Raw genomic sequence first — 16597 nt, 5'->3', positions numbered from 1 at the left:
CCTTGGCGGGGTCGGCTCTGTTCGAGCCAGCGACGTCAATGCCGGACTGCAGACCCGGGCGGAAGAGTTCGTACGCGATCAGCTCTCCCTCCCCCTCGATGCCCGGGCCCAGATCAGCGCCGCCAGCATAGACGAGCGACTGCAGCTCAGTCCCTGCGAGCAGGATCTGGAGATCAGCCTGCCCGCCAGGATGGAGATCCGCCGCAACACCACCCTCTACCTCAAGTGCCACGAGGCGCCGGGCTGGGATCTCTATCTGCCGGTGCGGGTCAGCATCCAGAAACCCTACATCACAGTGGTGGAAGCCATCGCCAAGGGAGACATCCTCGGTCGTAACCAGCTGGCCCAGGCCTATGAGGATCAGACCCTGATCCGCGGGGACTATGTGCAAGATCTGGAGGCCCTGGTCGGCACCCGCAGCAAGCGGGAATTGAGGCCGGGTCAGCCGGTGCGCCTCAACCAGATCTGCGTGGTGTGCAAGGGAGACCAGGTCACCCTCATCGCCGAAAACAGCAGCATGCAGATCAAAACCATGGCCCGCGCCTTGCAAGACGGCAGCTTCGGCGACATGATCAAGCTCATCAATACCCGTTCCGGCAAAACGGTTCAGGGCAAGGTGAGCTCAGTCGACACCGTCATCGTCACCTTCTGACGGATTTTTTTGGGTATTTTCCCTAAAGTTCCGGCAGGTTAGACCGATAACCGGGGTAAGCAGGCAGCAAAGCGAATAAGGTAACCAAGATGGCTATTAACAGTATCAACAACTTGGCGGGTAACCGGGTACAAAATACCGGTAACAGCCAGAGCAGCGTGGCCAAGTCGACCAGCGGCGGACAAGACGCCCGTGCCCCCCAGGTCAAGGTCGATTCAGTCTCCCTGACCAGCGAGGCGCAACAGTTGCAACAAGTACAGAAAAACCTCAACTCGGCCTCGACCGGGAATGAGAGCCGAGTGGAGAGCCTGAAGCGGGCCGTGGCCAGTGGTGAATACCAGGTCAACAGCCAGGCCGTTGCCAAGAAGATGTTCAGCCTGGAAGCCCAGCTGGAGAAAACTCTGGGATGATGGACCTGGCTGAGCTGCTGCAACGACAGCATGATCAGCTCGCCCAGATGCAGGCGTTGCTGACCGAAGAGTTCGCCCTGCTCACCCAGCGCCGTGCCCTCGAGCTGCCTCCCCTGGCACAGCGCAAGCAGCAGCTGCTTGGCGCCATAGAGGCGCTGGACGAGACTCTTGTCCAGCAGCCGGATCTCCCTGCCCAGCTCGCCAGCCAGCCGGATCTCATGGCCCGGATCAGCGACAGCCTGGCCGCCTGCCAGCAGCAAAATGACATCAATGGCCGCCTGCTGGAGCTGAGCATGGTCGCCAATCGCCGCCTCGCCGGTTTCCTGAGCCAGCTGCGGGACAGAAACTCCCTCACCTATGATGCCAAGGGCAACACCCGCTCCGGCACCCGCTCCCCCGCCATCAAGGCCTGATCGCCGGGGCGGCGCCTGCCCCGCACTCTGTTTATCCGTTTCCCGTGCCTTGGCACCCTTGCCGGCTCCCCCCGCTGTTCACTCCCCAGACCATGGGCGGCCATGGGTATCGCCCGCCCCCTCAGGGGGCCGGGCGCCTTCTGTGTTAGCCCCCAGCCAGTGACAGCCGCTGCAACACCCGACCGTCTTGCGCCGCCCGCAGGCTCAGCTCGCCCCCTTCATAGCAGACCAGGCTGGCGGGCAGATCGCCCCTGGGGAAGCAGATTGAGCCCGGGTTGACCCGGATCCGCTCCGCTTCTCCCTCCCCGCTGCGGGTCAGTTCGGGCAGATGGGTGTGGCCGCTCAGATAGAGGCTGCCGCCGGGCAGGGGCACCTCGTCCGGTCGATAGAGATGGCCGTGGCTCATAAACCAGCGTCGCCCGTCCACCAGCAACTGGTTGTAGGGCGCCAGCATGGGAAACGCGAGCAGCATCTGATCCACTTCCGAGTCGCAGTTGCCCCGCACCGCCAAAATCCGGCTGGCCATGGCGTTGAGGCGCTCGGCCAGCACCGCTGGCTGATAGCCTGCCGGCACCGGGTTGCGCGGGCCGTGGTTGAGCAGGTCCCCCAGCAGCAGCAGATGATCCGGCTGCCAGGGGGCGAGCCAGTCCATGACCCGGTCGAAGGCGGTCAGGCTGCCATGGAGATCGGAGAGGATGGCGAGTCTCATTGGTTGGCTCCCTGGGGAGCGGCGAAGTAGAGATCCTTGCTGGCGATCGCCCCCTTGAGGTTGGCGGTGGGCAGACCCCGCAGCCGGGGATCGATCAGCCGCGTCTGATGGTAGTGATAGAGGGGGATGACAGGGGCATCCTGGGCCAGCAGTGCCTCCGCCTGCCGATAGAGGTGCGCCCTGCGCTGCTCGTCCAGGGTGGCGGCGGCCTGCCCCAGCAACTGATCATAGCGGGGGTTGCAGTAGCCGCTCTCGTTTTGCGGATCCTGGCAACGCAGGGCATTGAGCATGGCGGAAGGGTCCACGTAATCCCCAAACAGGAAGGAGCGCACCACCATGAAGTCGCCGCTGTCCTTGGCGGTCTGATAGGCGTCCCATTCCAGACTCTTCAAATCAACCTCGACCCCCAGGGGTCGCCACATGTCGGCCACCGCCTGCGCCATGCGTCTGTGGTGTTCCGAGTCGTTATAGGTGAGGGTCAGCCGCAACGGATGGGCCGCATCGATGCCCGCCGCCTTGAGCAAGCCAGCCGCCATGGCCTCACGGCTGGCGGCACTGGCCTGCTCGTCAGGGGAGGCGGCATAGCCAGGCATGTCCGGCAGCAGGCGCCAGGCGGGCAGCTCCCCCTGGCCGCTCACCTCCTCGGTCAGCCGCTGGCGATCGACGGCCATGCTCAGGGCCTGGCGCACCCGCACGTCCCGCAGCTCGGGCTTGCCCAGATTGAAACTGTAGAGATAGGTACCCAGCAGGGGCTGGCCCCAGAGCCGCTCGGGATGGCTGCTCCTGATGCTGTCATAGTACTCCTGGGAGACCCGATTGCTGAGCTGGAGCGTCCCCGCCTCGTAGCGCTGACGCTCCGCCTGCTGGGAGGCAAGGGGCAGGTAGCTGACCCTGTCTATCCGGCTGTGGACATCGTTCCAGTAGGCGGGATTGCGTGCGAGCTCCAGCCGCTCCTGGGGTCGCCACGCCATGAGCCGGTAGGCGCCGTTGCTCACCAGATGGCCGGGTTGGGTCCAGCCCTTGCCATATTCGGCAATCACTTGCCGCGGAACGGGCACGAAGGGGCGCTGGCTGATGAGCCGCAAGAAATAGGGCACGGGCCGCTCCAGGGTCACCTTGAGGGTCTGATCCCCCTCGGCCATCACCCCCAGGCTCTCCATCTCCAGGGCCCCGGCATAGATGGCGCCGGCATTGTTGATCCCGGCGGCCAGCAGCAGGCCCGCCGAGGGAGACGCCAGGGCGGGATCGAGCAGGCGACGCCAGGCGTAGACGAAGTCCTCGGCCTTGAGGGGCGCCCCGTTGGACCAGCGCAGATCGGGGCGCAGGAAGAAGCGCCATTCCAGGCCGTCCTGGCTCTGCTCCCACCTCAGCGCCTGGGCGGGCACTATCTTGCCCTCTCCGTCTTCGCTCACCAGCCCCTCGAACAGGTCGGTCAGGATCACTTCCCCGGGAAAGCCGCTGCGGATCAGGGCCGGATCCAGAGACTCAGGTTCGGCCCCGTTGCCCCTGGTGAGGGTCTGGGGCACGCTCGGCGCCGGGCCGGGCGGCAGCGGCTCGGCGAGGGCGTCCTGACTGAGGCTGGTGCCCAGCAACAGGCCGCACAACAGGGAGGAGACCCGGCGCCATGGCGCCGGGCGGGCAAGGGGGTGACACATACGACTGACCTCTTTTCACAATGCACAACCAACTGGAGGGGAAGGCCGACGGCGCGCCTGATGACGAATGCATGATGCCGTCCTTGTTATCCCCGAAAACGCCCCGTATTGTATCGGGCTTGCCCCGCGGAGGGAGTCCTGCGGGCTGTTTTTTTGGGAGTTTTTATGGGTTACGAATGGCTGGCACTGGCCGCCGCCAGTTTGTGGGCGATCGCGGCCCTGATTTCGGTCAAACCGGCCCGCCACCTGGGTGCCTTTGCCTACAGCCGCTGGCGCATGTTCCTGGTCAGCCTGATGCTGGGAGGCGCCAGCCTGGCGACCGGCGGCTGGCAGAGTCTCGACGCAGGCGCCGTGCCGCTGCTCATCCTCTCGGGCCTCATCGGCATCTTCATCGGCGATACCGCCCTGTTCGCCTGCATGAACCGGATGGGCCCCAGGCGCAGCGGCCTGCTCTTCTCCTGTCATGCGCTTTTTTCCGCCCTGCTCGGGCTCTGGCTGTTTGACGAAACCCTGACCGGCTGGCGCCTGGTCGGCGCCCTGCTGGTGTTCGGCGGCGTCATGCTGGCCATCCTGTTTGGCCGCCGCGGCCAGTCCCACGACTGGGAACAGGTGCGCGGCCCCATCGCCATCGGCATCGGGCTCGGCCTGACCGCGGCCCTGTGCCAGAGCCTGGGGGCCATCATCGCCAAGCCGGTGATGACGGGCGGCGCCGTGGATCCCGTCAGCGCCTCCGGGGTGCGCATGGCCAGCGCCCTGCTGGCCCACTGCGTGCTGCGCCTGCTGCGTCTGCCCCTCGCCATGCCGCTCAACCCCATCAACCGCCCCATCCTTGCCATGATAGGGGTCAACGGTTTCCTGGCCATGGCCCTGGGCATGACCCTCATCCTGGTCGCCCTGCGCCAGGGGGATGTGGGCATGGTGGCCATCCTCTCCTCCACCACCCCTGTGGTCTTGCTGCCGCTGCTGTGGTGGCATTCGGGCCAGCGCCCCAGCCTGCCCGCCTGGGCCGGGGCCCTGCTCGCCACCCTGGGCACCATACTGGTGCTGGGCATGAGTGGCAGCCATTAGGCCTCTGCCCCAAGTACCAGCAAAAACGGCGGGGCCTGCCAGGCCCCGCCGTGTTGCATCCGTTCGCCCCAATCCATCAGAACAGGGCTATCTCCTCGGCGGTCAGCTCGCGGTATTCGCCGGGAGCCAGCGTCTCGTCCAGGGCCAGGGCGCCTATCTGCTCGCGATGCAGCCCCACCACCTTGTTGCCGATGGAGGCAAACATCCGCTTGACCTGATGGTACTTGCCCTCGTGGATGGTGAGGCGCGCCTCGCACTCCCCCAGCAGCTCGAGCTGGGCGGGGCGGGTCTTGTCGGTCTCGTTGCGCAGGAAGACGCCGTCGGCAAACAGGGAGATGGCGTCCGGATGCACGGGGTCGGCCAGCCAGACCCGATAGGTCTTGGCGCACTCGTGACGGGGCGAGGTGATGCGATGGGACCACTGGCCATCGTCGGTCACCAGCACCAGGCCCGTGGTGTCGAGGTCGAGGCGACCCACCACATGGAGCTTGCCCATGGCCGGCTCGTCCAGCAGCTGGAACACGGTGGCGTGATCCGGATCCTCGTTGGAGCAGACGTAGCCTTCCGGCTTGTGCAGCATGAAGTAGCGATTGCCCTGGCTCAGGGTCAGCAGGACGCCGTCAAATTCCACCTGGCTCTGCTCGTTGATGTGAAAGGCGGGCTGCTTGACCACGATGCCGTCCACCACCACCTCACCCTGCCGGATCAGCTTGCCTGCCAAAGAGCGGGTCAAATCGGAACAATCGCACAGAAACTTGTCGAGCCGCATTCACTACCTCAATTGCCATCGGGAAAAGGGCGACATTATATCGGCCAAGCGTGACAACTCCAGCAATAACGCCCCATGGGCCTGTGATGGCGCCCGATCCGGGTGCTAGACTGGCGCCCATCTCGCTTCGAGTATCACGCAAGCCGGTACCCTATGTCTTCAACCTCCGCCCATCCCGTCATCGCCGTCGACGCGCTCACGCCCGGCATGTTTGTGGTCGCCATCGTCAGCCAGCGTGCCGGCCTGGAGATAGCCCAGAGCGGCCTGATCCACACCCGGCAGCAGATAGCCACCCTGAAGGCCCGTGGCGTGCTGACGGTGCGTATCGACCCCCATCGCAGCCAGGCCCCGAGCAGACCGGCGCCAGCGAGATCCCAGGCCAGCCCCCCGGTGCGGGCCGGTCAGCTCCCCCGCGCTCATGACGAGGGACGCGCCCCCAAGATCCGCCGCCTGTATCAGGAGGCCCGCGAGCTGCAAGGCAAGTTCATCCGCCACCTCAAGGCCGGGGAGCCCATCGATATCACGCCCCTGGCGGCGGTGGCCGAGGAGATGGTGGACACCATGTTCAGCCATGGCGACGCCATGCTCTGCCTGGCCCGCATTCGTGCCAAGGATGCCTACCTGATGGAGCACTCCATGAACGTGGCCATACTGCTGGCCAACTTCGGCCGCTACCTCGGCCTGGCGCGCAGCGTGCTCAAGGAGCTGACCCTGGGGGGCCTGCTCCATGATGTGGGCAAGATCATGACCCCCAATGAGGTGCTCAACAAGCCGGGCAAGCTGACCGATGAGGAGTTCGCCATCATGCGCGAGCATGTGGTGCACAGCCATGACATCCTCAACGCCACCAGCGGCATCACCCCCACCATGCTGGAAGTGGCCACCAACCACCACGAGCGGCTCGACGGCTCAGGCTACCCCCGCCGGCTCAAGGGGGACCAGCTCTCCCTCTATACCCGCATGAGCGCCATCGTCGATGTCTACGATGCGGTGACGGCAGACAGGGTCTACAAGCAGGGGATGCCGCCGACCCAGGCGTTTCGCATCCTGCTCAAGGGCGCCGCCAGCCACTTCGACGAGGGGCTGGTGACGCGCTTTATCAAATGCATGGGGGTCTATCCGGTGGGAACTCTGGTGCAGCTATCCAACCAGCGGCTGGCCATCGTCATGCAACGCAACGAGCAGCAACCGCTCAAGCCGCTGGTCAAGGTGATCTATCACGCCGGCCTGCGCCACTATCTCGATATCCAGTGGCTGGATCTGGCCAAGCCAGGTACCCAGGAGCGCATAGAGAGTACGGTGGATCCCAAGGACTACGGCATCAACCTCGCCAACTTCGTGTGAACCTCTGCCGTCGCCTGCGAGCGAAGGCGCCCGTGCGCCACTCTCTGGTGCCTCCTGCGGGCTCATATCGGCTCATCGGGATGCCTGTCTGGCCTGGCCCAGTGGCGCATCAGGAACTCCCCATCGAGGGGGGAGAGATCGAAGCGCAGACAGGCCTCCTCGATGGCATGGGGGTCGTTGGCGTGCCCCTGTGCCAGCCAGCGCACCGCCCGGCGCAGATCCTCACCATGGGGTAACAGGGCATGATCGCTCATTGGGAGCCTCCACTCGCGGCATGGCCCGCCGACTCGGGCCGATACGAATAGTTTAGCCCGCAGCCTCCTGATCAGCGCCCTGGCCTCGAGGCCCTTTGCCGGGAGCGAACACCCCATCCAGCAACCGCTCCCGATTGACGCCTGCCCCCCATTGGAGGTTATGCTCGGGGCCTGATCCCCTCGCCCGGGCACCCCAGGCCCCCATCTCGCACAAGGAAACCCAATGCAAACCAAGGACAAGTGTCTGGCCGCCCTGGTCATTCTCTGCTGGGGGCTCAACTTCGTGGCCATCAAATGGGGGCTGGAGGGCATACCGCCGCTGCTGCTGGGGGCGCTGCGCTTCGTCGGCGTGGTCTTCCCCGCCGTCTTGCTGGTGCCCAGACCCGCCATGCCCTGGCGCTGGCTGCTGGCCTATGGCGGCGCCATCAGCCTAGGACAATTTGCCTTTCTGTTTTGCGCCATGAAGTTCGGCATGCCGGCGGGCATGGCCTCCCTGGTGCTGCAATCCCAGGTGGTGTTCACCCTGCTGTTCGCCATGATCTGGCTGGGGGAGCGCTGGCAGCCCCACCACTGGGTGGCCCTGCCCCTGGCGGGAGCGGGTCTCTATCTCATCGCCACCCATGGCGAGGGCAACCTGACCCTGCTCGGTTTCGTGCTGACCCTGTGCGCCGCCGCCTGCTGGGGCCTTGGCAACGTCATCAACCGCCAGATTGGCCTGCGCTATCACACCTCCTTGCCGAGCCTGATCGCCTGGGGCGGCCTGGTACCGATATTACCGTTTTTCGCCCTCTCCTGGCTGTTCGAAGGGCCAGAGCTGATGGCCAGCAGCCTGCTCCACATCAGCTGGCAGGGGATCTTGTGCGTGCTCTACCTCTCCCTGGTCGCCACCTGGCTCGGTTATGGCCTGTGGGGACGGCTGCTGATGCGCTACCCGGTTGCCCAGGTGGCGCCGCTCTCCCTGCTGGTGCCCTGCGTCGGCATGGTGGCCGCCGCCCTGCTGCTCGACGAGCATCCCACCACCTTGCAGTGGCTGGGGGCGGGCCTGGTGCTGCTCGGCTTCGTGGTTCATCTGCTGGGTGGAAAAATGAGGTTGTTCAAGGCACAAGCCGAACATTGACCTCGATGGGGAAACTTCCCATCATGGGCCAAGCCCACTCGGGCCCCACATGTTGACCCGGCAGGACGCCCATCATCAGGAGAGCAAGGACATGCTGCACAATTCCCCCTCGGTCATCCCCTCTTTAGCGCGAGCCATGCGGGTCGCGGCCATGGTGCTCCCCCTCTGCTGGAGCGCCTTTGGCTGGAGCGCCACCCTGCCCCCCGATCTCGCCTGGGAGAGCAACGACACCGACCCCGTCTATGCCGATCCGGCCGCCAGGCGAGGCGGCACCTTTCACACCTTCATGACCAGTTTTCCCCTGACCCTGCGGCTGTACGGGCCCGACTCCAACGGCGGCTTCGCCGGCTATGTCAGGGAGACCAATCTGCCGCTGCTCAGCACCCACCCCCTCACCGGCAACCCCATGCCGATGCTGGCAAACCAGTGGGCCTTCGGCAGCGATCACAAGACCCTCTATTTTCGCCTCAACCCCAAGGCTCGCTGGTCGGACGGCAAGCCGGTGACCGTCGATGATTTCCTGTTCACCCTCAAGATGCTGCGCAGCAAGGAGATAAGCGACCCCTGGTACAACAACTACTACAGCACCCAGATCACCGAGGTCACCAAGTTCGATGAGCGCACCCTCGCCATCACCAGCGGCAGCGAGAAGAGCCGGCAGGACCTGCTGGAATCCCTGCCCTTTACGCCCGTCCCCAGCCACGCCATCAAGCTGACGGCCAACTGGGTCAAGGAGTACAACTGGAAGGTGCTGCCGGTCAGCGGCCCCTATCAGATTGGCGAGGTGAAGAAGGGCAAATCCATCACCTTCAAACGGGTCAAGAATTGGTGGGGAGACGGGGAGCGCTACTTCCAGCACCGCTTCAACCCGGATCGGATCGACGTCAAGGTGCTCAGGGATCAGAACATCGCCTGGCAGCACTTCCTGCGCGGCGAGCTGGATACCTTCGGCCTGGTCATGCCCAACTGGTGGCACGACAAGACCAGGACGGCGGAGTTTGAAAAGGGCTATATCGAGCGGCGCTGGTTCTACAACCAGACCCCGCAGTCCCCCATGGGGCTCTACCTCAATACCGCCGATCCCCTGCTAAAGGATCGCAATGTGCGGCTCGGCATCCAGCACGCCCTCCATCTCGACAAGATGCTCGCTACCCTGCTGCGGGGAGATTATCAGCGCCTTCACAGCTATGGCTCGGGCCAGGATGACTTTACCAATACCGAGATCAGGGCGCGCCCGTTCGATCCCAAGCTGGCACGGGACTACTTCGCCAAGGCCGGCTTCACCCAGGCGGGCCCCAACGGCATATTGCAAAACGGGCAGGGTCGCCCCCTCTCCCTCAGCATCACCTACACCACGGCGGAGCATGCCCAGCGCCTCACCCTGCTGCGGGAAGAGGCGAAGAAGGCGGGGCTCAATCTGGAGCTGAACCTGATGGATGCCTCCGCCGGTTTCAAATCCATGCTGGAGAAGAAACACCAGAGTGCCTGGATGGCCTGGAGCGGCGGCCGCTATCCCGCCTACTGGGAGTTCTTCCACAAAGTCAATGCCAACAAGCCCCAGACCAACAACATCATGAACATAGATGATGACGCCATCATGGCCCTGGTGGAGCAATACGACAAGGAATTCGATTTTGCCAAAAAGGCGGCGCTGTCACGGCAGATCCAGCAGCGCCTCTATGACCTCGCCAGTTTCGTGCCCGCCTATCAGGTGCCCTACACCCGGGAAGCGGCCTGGCGCTGGATAAAGCTGCCCAAGGTACCCGCCACCCCCAAGAGCGACCTGCTCTACTGGCCCCTGGACGGGGGCAACAGCGGCTACAGCTATGGCGGCCTGCTCTGGATTGACCAGGAGGCAAAAGCGCAGACGAAAGCCGCCATCAAGGCTGGCCAGGCCTTCCCGGCGGTCACCCTGACCGATACCACCTATCAGCACCAGTGAGGCGCCCCTGCGGGGCATCTGCACTACCGGCAAAACAAAAGACCCCGCCTGCTGGCGGGGTCTGTCGTTGCAACCTGAAGCGGGGCAATCAGCCGCGCTTGGCCTGCTTCTGGGCGATGGCATCGGCCACGTCGGCGGGCTCGAGCACTATGCCTTCCTGATCCGGGGTCGGGAACACGGCGACGCACAGCTCATCTTGCTCCATGCCGTCGACCCAGCGCTCCAGCCACACCTTGAGGGTGATGGACTGGGGCTTGCAATCGGCCCACTCCCCTTCGGCCCACGCCTTGGCGTATTCGGGGTGCGGCCAGACCGGGATGCAGTCTTCGTCTTCGGTGGTCAGCATCATGACGCCGTGCTCGTCGGTCAGGACAAACAGCTCTTCGTGCTCGACCAGCTTGCTGATGAAGTGATCAAAGCGGTAGTCGGCATTCAGTTGCAGCGCGGCATTGCGCTCGGTATCGGTCAGTTCATAGCTCATGATCAAGCCTCTTGTGGGTACTGGTGGGCGTGGCAGTGAGTCAATCGAGGACAGCAAAGACCCGGATCGGCGCCGCTCGCGCAATAAAGGGCGCCATGTTCACATCTTGCCGCTGTCTTGTCCAGTGACAGGGGGGATCCCGCCGCCTGGCGGCTCGGTCCCCCTCGCACCTTGCCCATCCACCCGAGCCTGGCGGGGGAGTTACTCAGCCAGCGCCGGGGTCAGCACCTCCACCCCTTCCTGCTCGCTCAGGCGCTGGCGCAGCCAGTAAGCCGATTCGACCTCGACGAAACAGAGCAGATCCCCTCCCTTGGCCGCCGCCATCAACTGGCTCAGTCTCAGCGCTTGTTGCTGCTCCCAGGCCGCCGCCAGCTTGGCGCCATGGGCCTCGTCCACCACCTCCCGGCGCAGCTCGAACAGGTTATCGGTGATCGGGTGATTGATCTTGGCGGGATGGCGCCAGTAGAGCTGCAGGTTCTCCTGCATCTCTTCGTCATAGCTGGCCAGGGCGTCCAGCTCGGGCGTGTCACCGCCGCCCGTGGCAAATTCGCACCAGCCGGGGGCCAGCGAGGCGAGCTCGCGCAGCATCCGGGAGGGGATGACCGCCTTCAGGGCCAACACATCCGCACTGACCAGAGGCGGCAACCACACCTCCCCCTCATGGTCCCGGATCAGCGGCACGAGTTGCGCCACCGGATAGATGGGGAAGCGGGGGGCGAGCTGATGAAGCAAGGAGATCAGGGTGATGCGGGTCATGATGGCTACCTTGGAAAGGAGATGATGGAACCAGGCTGGTGAGGCGCTATCCTACCACGGCGTGGAACAATGCTCATCTGTGCCAGCTGTTTGAAAAAACGCCATTCAACTTGCCCGCTTGCCGTAATGGCCAATAGTTTGACCCAGCGCCCACTAAACTCCCCTGGGGAGTGCTAATTTGCATACATCATTAGCGTAAGGAGCCTGTCCATGATTGGGATCGACCAGATTTCCGAAGAGTTTGTTCACGAGCTGAAAATACTGGCCTGCTTTGATCCGGCGAATATGAGCGTGGGGATCAAGTTACGCAGTGATATGAGCGATGCCCTGTGCCAGGCGGCACAACGCCTGCACAGCCAAGGCCTGATCAGTGCCATCGACGGCGGTTACCTGACCCCCTTTGGCATGACGATGGTGGAACACCTGCAACACCTGCTGGTCGCCCTCAAGCCGACGGCTTAGCCACCCAGAGCGCGAAGTCGAGCAACTCCCAACGCGCCCCCTGGCGCAGATGGCACGCAAACAGCAAAGGACCCTCGGGTCCTTTTACATTGCCGCCCACCCACCATTGCCCAACCTGAGCGGGTACGGGGCGGATCTCGATGCTGATGGGGTCTGTCTCAACGCCGAGGCGAACATGGACGAAGCGCAGGCAGGTCATCCTGGCTTGTTCGGCGCCAGCCAGATCAGGGTTGGCGGCGGTGCTCGGCTCAGGTGCCCTGAGTTCAGGTGCAGTGAGTGATGAAGGTGAAGCCTGGGCCGTCACGAGCACCAGACTTGCGGCCAACCAGGCTCCTCTCTTCACAGGCTCGCGCAAACGATCGCTCTCCTCTTCATCCCCCATGACATGGGGAGAGACGCGCCCGAGCTGGCGGGAGACACCTTGTTTTCCATCGCACTCTCCATCGCACTATAGAAAACCTGGAACCGGCTGCCTCCATCGCCCGCCAACGTGGCGAACCACACCATGGCGGCCGCCTGGATGCCAGGCAAACAAAAAGCCGTGATACCTGAGGCACCACGGCTTTCTTAAATTCTGTAACAATTACAGAGCGGTTACGTTCTCAGCCTGCGGGCCTTTCTGACCTTGGGTCACGGAGAACTGTACGCGCTGACCTTCAGCCAGGGTACGGAAGCCGTTACCTTGAATGGCGCTGAAGTGTACGAACACATCCGGGCCGTTTTCTTGCTGGATGAAGCCGAAGCCTTTGGTTTCGTTGAAGAATTTAACGGTACCGGTGATCATGTTAGACATATCTATAAACCTGTATTCAAAAATTACTCGTGCCTTGAAAGGCGGACAAAGCTTCGAAAGAGGGAGTGACTTATGAACAACAGGAAAAGATGCAAAACATCGTATTCATTGACATAAACATCGCCTTTTTCAAGCTCGATTGATTATACGTGGCTTTGCTCATTACGCAAACATATTTGTGCCCCGCCAACGCGGGGCACACCCACTAGCAACTCGCCGCCTCCAGCGCCTGCACCAACGCCTTGAGAAAGCGCGCCGCCTCACCGCCGGTGCAGGCCCTGTGGTCAAACGTCATCGACAATGGCAGCGCCCTTACCGGCCGCGCCTCTCCCTGCACGAACACCACCTTCTCGAACAGGGTGCCGGCCCCTATGATGGCGACCTGAGGCGGGGTCACGATCGGGCTGGCATAGCGACCGGCAATGGCACCGAAATTGGTGAGGGTGATGGTGGCTCCCTGCAGCATCTCCCTCGGCACGGCCCGCGCCTTGACGTCCGCTATCATGCGATCCAGCCCCTGGCGAATGTCGGCAGGCTCGCGCTCGACCACATTCTCCATCACGGGGACATAGAGCCCATGACGCGAATCCACCGCGATCGCCACATTGACCTCGTCAAACAGGCGCCGTGACAGGGTCTCGCCATCGAACCAGGCATTCATCGAAGGCTCGGCGCGGCAGGCGACCCCGATGGCCTTGATGAGACGCACGGTCACATCTTCATCGGCTCGCCAGGCACGCAGGTCGACCTCGTCCGTGATGCTGACCGGCACCACGGTGCGGTGGGAGTGTTCCATTGCCTTGGCCATGGCCCGGCGCGCCCCCTTGAGAAATTCGTTGCCGCTGCCTTGCTGGGCCTCGAACGCCTGCTGCACGTCCTGCTCCAGCACCAGACCACCGGCACCGCTGCCCTTGAGGCTGTTGATCTCCACCCCCAGCTGCTGAGCCAGCAGACGCACCGCAGGCATCGCCTGTACCAGCTGTCCGCCGGACGCCAGCACCCCGGCCACAAAGTGATCCTCCATGTGCTGCTGAGTGCTGCTCACCTTGCCGACCACTGTGCCGTCGTCCTCGCCACCCTCAAACTCCACCAGGGGGGCGCCGATATGCAATATGTCTCCCTCCTGGCCGCAGAGCCGGGCGATGACACCATTGACCGGGGAAGGCACATCCACCAGCGCCTTGGCGGTTTCCACCGAGAGCAGCACCTGATCCACCTCGACCTCATCACCGGCGGCCACCTTCCACTCCACGATCTCCGCCTCGGCCAGTCCTTCGCCAAGATCCGGCAATTTGAAATATTTCATGACCCGTTCTCCATCCACTGGGACATCACCACACGCTGAACACCCTCATGGCGCTTTGTTGACGGGCGGCCAGAGCGCCACACTGTGAAACATGTCATCGCCATTTGTTCTCCATCAGCTGGTGTGCCGCCTGGGCAATATCCTGTTCCGTGATGAGGTAGTGCTCCTCATTGCGGTAATAAGGCACGGCGGCATCGACGCCGGTCAGGCGCCTGGGGGGCGCCTTGAGACTGGGGAGCGCCTCCTCCGTGACCCTGGCCACTATCTCGGCGCCGACCCCAAAGCTGCCGCACGCCTCATGGACCACCAGCAAGCGACCCGTCTTGCGTACCGAGGCAAGGATGCTCGCCATGTCCAGGGGCTTGATGGTGGCCAGATCCAGCACCTCGCACTGGATACCCTCCTCACTGAGGATCTGGCTCGCCTTCATCACCTCCAGGAGGCAAGCACCCCAGGCCACCACCGTCAGATCATGACCGGATCGCAGGGTAAAACAGACGTCCAGCGGCAGGCCCACACCGTCGTCCACCACGTCGGATTTCATGGCGCGATAGATGCGATCCGGCTCGAAGAACATCACGGGATCCGGGCAGCGGATGGCCGACAGCAACAGGCCATAAGCCCGTTTGGGACTTGACGGTATCACCACCCTCAACCCGGGAATATGGGCAAATAGCGCCTCGACGCTCTCGCTGTGGTGTTCGGGCGAGTGGATGCCGGCCCCATAGGGGGAGCGATAGACGATGGGGCAGCTCAGGCGCCCCCGGGTGCGATTGCGCATGCGCGCCGCCTGACAGACGATCTGCTCCATGCCGGGGAAGACGAACCCCTGAAACTGGAACTCGGCCACCGGCTTGAGTCCCTGGGTCGCCATGCCGACCGCCACCCCGGCGATCAGGCCTTCCGCCAGGGGGGTGTCTATCACCCGCTTGAAACCAAATTTGTCACGCAGGCCGACGGTGGCACGAAATACGCCGCCGTTGACCCCCACATCTTCCCCCAGCACCACCACGTCCGGGTCGTGCTCCATCTCGTGATGCAGGGCCAGGTTGACTGCCTCGAGCAGGGTCATGTCACTCATGGCAGGCCTCCTCTTCGAGTTCGATGCGAGACGACGAGTCCATACCCAGGGCGAGCAGAGGGATGCCTGCCTGTGTCCTCGGCTTATTCATGAGATCGCCCTCCCTGCCTGGCCATGGCCTTGTCGATGATGCGCTGGCGCTGGCCGAGATAATCCCGGGGCAGCGCGGCAAACTGGTAATCGATGAGCGATTCCGGCGGCTGGGCCGTCATGGCCTCATAGGAGGCCACCGCCTGCTCCACCTGGCTGGCGGCCTCGCTCAGCAGGGCCTGCTCCCGGGACTCGTCCCACCAGCCGCGCTCGACCATGAACTGACGCAGCCGCTTGACCGGCTCCTTCGCCCAGGCCGCTTCGACTTCGGCGGCGTCGCGATAGCGGGTCGCATCGTCCGCCGTGGTGTGGTCACCGAGCCGGTAGCTGATGGCCTCGATCAGGGTGGGCCCCTTGCCGGCGCGAGCACGCTCCACCGCCGTCAGGGTGGCATCGTAGACGGCGAGCACGTCGTTGCCATCGACCTGGATGCTGGGCACCCCGGCACCAATGCCTTTCTGGGCCAAGGTGGGCGCACTCGATTGCAGCTTGCGCGGCACCGAGATGGCCCACTGGTTGTTGTTGATCACCATCACCATGGGCAGGTGCCAGACGCCGGCGCAATTGAGCCCCTCGAGGAAGTCCCCCTTGGAGGTGCCGCCATCGCCGATGGTGACCACGGCCACCCTGGGTTGATGGCGCAGCTTGAAGGCGGCCGCCACCCCGCAGGCATGGGTCACCTGTGTCGCGATGGGCACGCAGATGGGCAGATCTTCGGAGGGGGTGCCGTCTGGCTTGTTGAAGACGCTGCCCCGCTCATCGCCGCCCCAGTACTGGAGATTTTTTTCCATGGGCACGCCGCGCACGAACAGGGTCGGCATGTCACGGTAGTAAGGCACATAGACGTCCTGGGCCTGCATGGCGAGACCGACGCCAATCCCGACCGCCTCGGCCCCCAGGTGGGAGGGGAAGGTCCCCAGCTTGCCGGTACGTTGCAGCGCGATGGCTTTCTTGTCATAGCTGCGCACCATCACCATGTTGCGGTAGAAGGTGTGCAGCAGCTCCTTGTCCAGCCAGGTCGGTAGTGTGGCGACCGGGCGCCCTTCCTCATCGAGGTAACGAAGGAAAGGGATGTCGACATGGGTCATAACTGGCTCCTTGCCGTGGTTACGTCACCACCAGAGGTGACCCTTAAAATGTAAACAAGATGTTAACTAAAGCGCAATGTGGCAAAAGCAAATAACCCCAGCGATATCCTCTGTATTTTGGTTGAAAAGCAGCTAGTTGGTCTGACGAACGGCCAACAAAAAAGGAGCCCCTCCCGGCTCCTTTTTGCATCATGTGGCCGCAAGGCC

19 protein-coding genes are annotated in these 16597 nt (G+C 63.6%); 8 read left to right on the top strand and 11 right to left on the bottom strand.

Annotation, left to right across the window (positions count from 1 at the left end; genetic code table 11):
- The first annotated feature begins 46 nt into the window (after positions 1 to 46).
- The 3 genes from flgA to ACLHZ1_RS05975 all read left to right on the top strand — a co-directional run bounded on the left by flgA (position 47) and on the right by ACLHZ1_RS05975 (position 1475).
- Positions 47 to 652, top strand: coding sequence for a flagellar basal body P-ring formation chaperone FlgA (gene flgA / locus ACLHZ1_RS05985; protein WP_427261375.1), 606 nt, complete (start codon positions 47 to 49; stop codon positions 650 to 652).
- 89 nt (positions 653 to 741) lie between these two features.
- Positions 742 to 1062, top strand: coding sequence for a flagellar biosynthesis anti-sigma factor FlgM (flgM, locus tag ACLHZ1_RS05980; protein ID WP_427261349.1), 321 nt, complete (start codon positions 742 to 744; stop codon positions 1060 to 1062).
- On the top strand, positions 1059 to 1475 hold the full coding sequence (locus ACLHZ1_RS05975; protein WP_427261348.1) for a flagella synthesis protein FlgN: 417 nt from the start codon (positions 1059 to 1061) through the stop codon (positions 1473 to 1475). The genes flgM and ACLHZ1_RS05975 overlap by 4 nt, the downstream gene beginning before the upstream one ends.
- A 145-nt stretch (positions 1476 to 1620) precedes the next feature.
- Here ACLHZ1_RS05975 and yfcE read toward each other — a convergent pair whose 3' ends face one another.
- On the bottom strand, positions 1621 to 2184 hold the full coding sequence (gene yfcE / locus ACLHZ1_RS05970) for a phosphodiesterase (protein WP_427261347.1): 564 nt from the start codon (positions 2182 to 2184) through the stop codon (positions 1621 to 1623).
- Entirely contained in the window at positions 2181 to 3839 is a 1659-nt protein-coding gene (locus ACLHZ1_RS05965; RefSeq protein WP_427261346.1) for a peptide ABC transporter substrate-binding protein, read from the bottom strand. The genes yfcE and ACLHZ1_RS05965 overlap by 4 nt, the downstream gene beginning before the upstream one ends.
- A gap of 165 nt (positions 3840 to 4004) precedes the next feature.
- Between ACLHZ1_RS05965 and ACLHZ1_RS05960 the strand changes: the two genes are divergently transcribed.
- Complete coding sequence (locus ACLHZ1_RS05960; RefSeq protein WP_427261345.1) at positions 4005 to 4907, top strand: DMT family transporter; 903 nt, start codon at positions 4005 to 4007, stop codon at positions 4905 to 4907.
- Between the two features lie 76 nt (positions 4908 to 4983).
- On the opposite strand, the gene rsuA is transcribed toward ACLHZ1_RS05960, so the two are convergent.
- The gene (gene rsuA, locus ACLHZ1_RS05955; RefSeq protein WP_408796616.1) at positions 4984 to 5676 is read right to left on the bottom strand and encodes a 16S rRNA pseudouridine(516) synthase RsuA; all 693 of its coding nucleotides are present in this window, start codon (positions 5674 to 5676) and stop codon (positions 4984 to 4986) included.
- A 153-nt stretch (positions 5677 to 5829) separates the two neighbouring features.
- Between rsuA and ACLHZ1_RS05950 the strand changes: the two genes are divergently transcribed.
- Entirely contained in the window at positions 5830 to 7020 is a 1191-nt protein-coding gene (locus tag ACLHZ1_RS05950) for an HD-GYP domain-containing protein (RefSeq protein WP_427261344.1), read from the top strand.
- A 62-nt stretch (positions 7021 to 7082) separates the two neighbouring features.
- Here ACLHZ1_RS05950 and ACLHZ1_RS05945 read toward each other — a convergent pair whose 3' ends face one another.
- A complete protein-coding gene (locus ACLHZ1_RS05945) occupies positions 7083 to 7274 on the bottom strand; it encodes a hypothetical protein (RefSeq protein ID WP_427261343.1) in 192 nt (63 codons plus the stop codon).
- Positions 7275 to 7497: 223 nt separating this feature from the next.
- Between ACLHZ1_RS05945 and ACLHZ1_RS05940 the strand changes: the two genes are divergently transcribed.
- Positions 7498 to 8391: an EamA family transporter gene (locus tag ACLHZ1_RS05940; RefSeq protein WP_427261342.1), complete on the top strand. Its 894-nt coding sequence runs from the start codon at positions 7498 to 7500 to the stop codon at positions 8389 to 8391.
- A gap of 136 nt (positions 8392 to 8527) precedes the next feature.
- Positions 8528 to 10333 carry an extracellular solute-binding protein gene (locus tag ACLHZ1_RS05935; RefSeq protein ID WP_427261374.1) on the top strand — a complete coding sequence of 602 codons (1806 nt, stop codon included), beginning with the start codon at positions 8528 to 8530 and terminating at the stop codon, positions 10331 to 10333.
- Between the two features lie 88 nt (positions 10334 to 10421).
- On the opposite strand, the gene ACLHZ1_RS05930 is transcribed toward ACLHZ1_RS05935, so the two are convergent.
- Positions 10422 to 10814, bottom strand: coding sequence for a DUF2750 domain-containing protein (locus ACLHZ1_RS05930; RefSeq protein WP_041996162.1), 393 nt, complete (start codon positions 10812 to 10814; stop codon positions 10422 to 10424).
- A gap of 201 nt (positions 10815 to 11015) precedes the next feature.
- The gene (locus ACLHZ1_RS05925; protein WP_427261341.1) at positions 11016 to 11570 is read right to left on the bottom strand and encodes a hypothetical protein; all 555 of its coding nucleotides are present in this window, start codon (positions 11568 to 11570) and stop codon (positions 11016 to 11018) included.
- A 210-nt stretch (positions 11571 to 11780) separates the two neighbouring features.
- Here ACLHZ1_RS05925 and ACLHZ1_RS05920 point away from each other — a divergent pair, with 210 nt between their 5' ends.
- The gene (locus ACLHZ1_RS05920) at positions 11781 to 12032 is read left to right on the top strand and encodes a TIGR02647 family protein (protein WP_427261340.1); all 252 of its coding nucleotides are present in this window, start codon (positions 11781 to 11783) and stop codon (positions 12030 to 12032) included.
- On the opposite strand, the gene ACLHZ1_RS05915 is transcribed toward ACLHZ1_RS05920, so the two are convergent.
- From ACLHZ1_RS05915 to pdhA, 5 genes are all read right to left on the bottom strand, one after another.
- Complete coding sequence (locus ACLHZ1_RS05915; protein ID WP_427261339.1) at positions 12016 to 12357, bottom strand: hypothetical protein; 342 nt, start codon at positions 12355 to 12357, stop codon at positions 12016 to 12018. The two genes, ACLHZ1_RS05920 and ACLHZ1_RS05915, sit on opposite strands and share 17 nt — an antisense overlap.
- 258 nt (positions 12358 to 12615) lie before the next feature.
- On the bottom strand, positions 12616 to 12825 hold the full coding sequence (locus tag ACLHZ1_RS05910; protein WP_005302803.1) for a cold-shock protein: 210 nt from the start codon (positions 12823 to 12825) through the stop codon (positions 12616 to 12618).
- Positions 12826 to 13030: 205 nt separating this feature from the next.
- Positions 13031 to 14131 (bottom strand): dihydrolipoamide acetyltransferase family protein, encoded by a 1101-nt coding sequence (locus tag ACLHZ1_RS05905; protein WP_427261337.1) that lies wholly within the window; start codon positions 14129 to 14131, stop codon positions 13031 to 13033.
- Between the two features lie 94 nt (positions 14132 to 14225).
- A complete protein-coding gene (locus ACLHZ1_RS05900; RefSeq protein WP_427261336.1) occupies positions 14226 to 15212 on the bottom strand; it encodes an alpha-ketoacid dehydrogenase subunit beta in 987 nt (328 codons plus the stop codon).
- A gap of 83 nt (positions 15213 to 15295) precedes the next feature.
- Entirely contained in the window at positions 15296 to 16390 is a 1095-nt protein-coding gene (gene pdhA / locus ACLHZ1_RS05895; protein WP_427261335.1) for a pyruvate dehydrogenase (acetyl-transferring) E1 component subunit alpha, read from the bottom strand.
- Positions 16391 to 16597 lie beyond the last annotated feature (207 nt).

Origin of the sequence: Aeromonas sobria (assembly GCF_050266975.1) — a bacterium.
Classification (GTDB): Bacteria; Pseudomonadota; Gammaproteobacteria; order Enterobacterales; family Aeromonadaceae; genus Aeromonas; species Aeromonas sobria_B.
The sequence above is the reverse complement of the archived record's forward strand: the minus strand, read 5'-3'. Positions and strand labels throughout refer to the sequence as shown.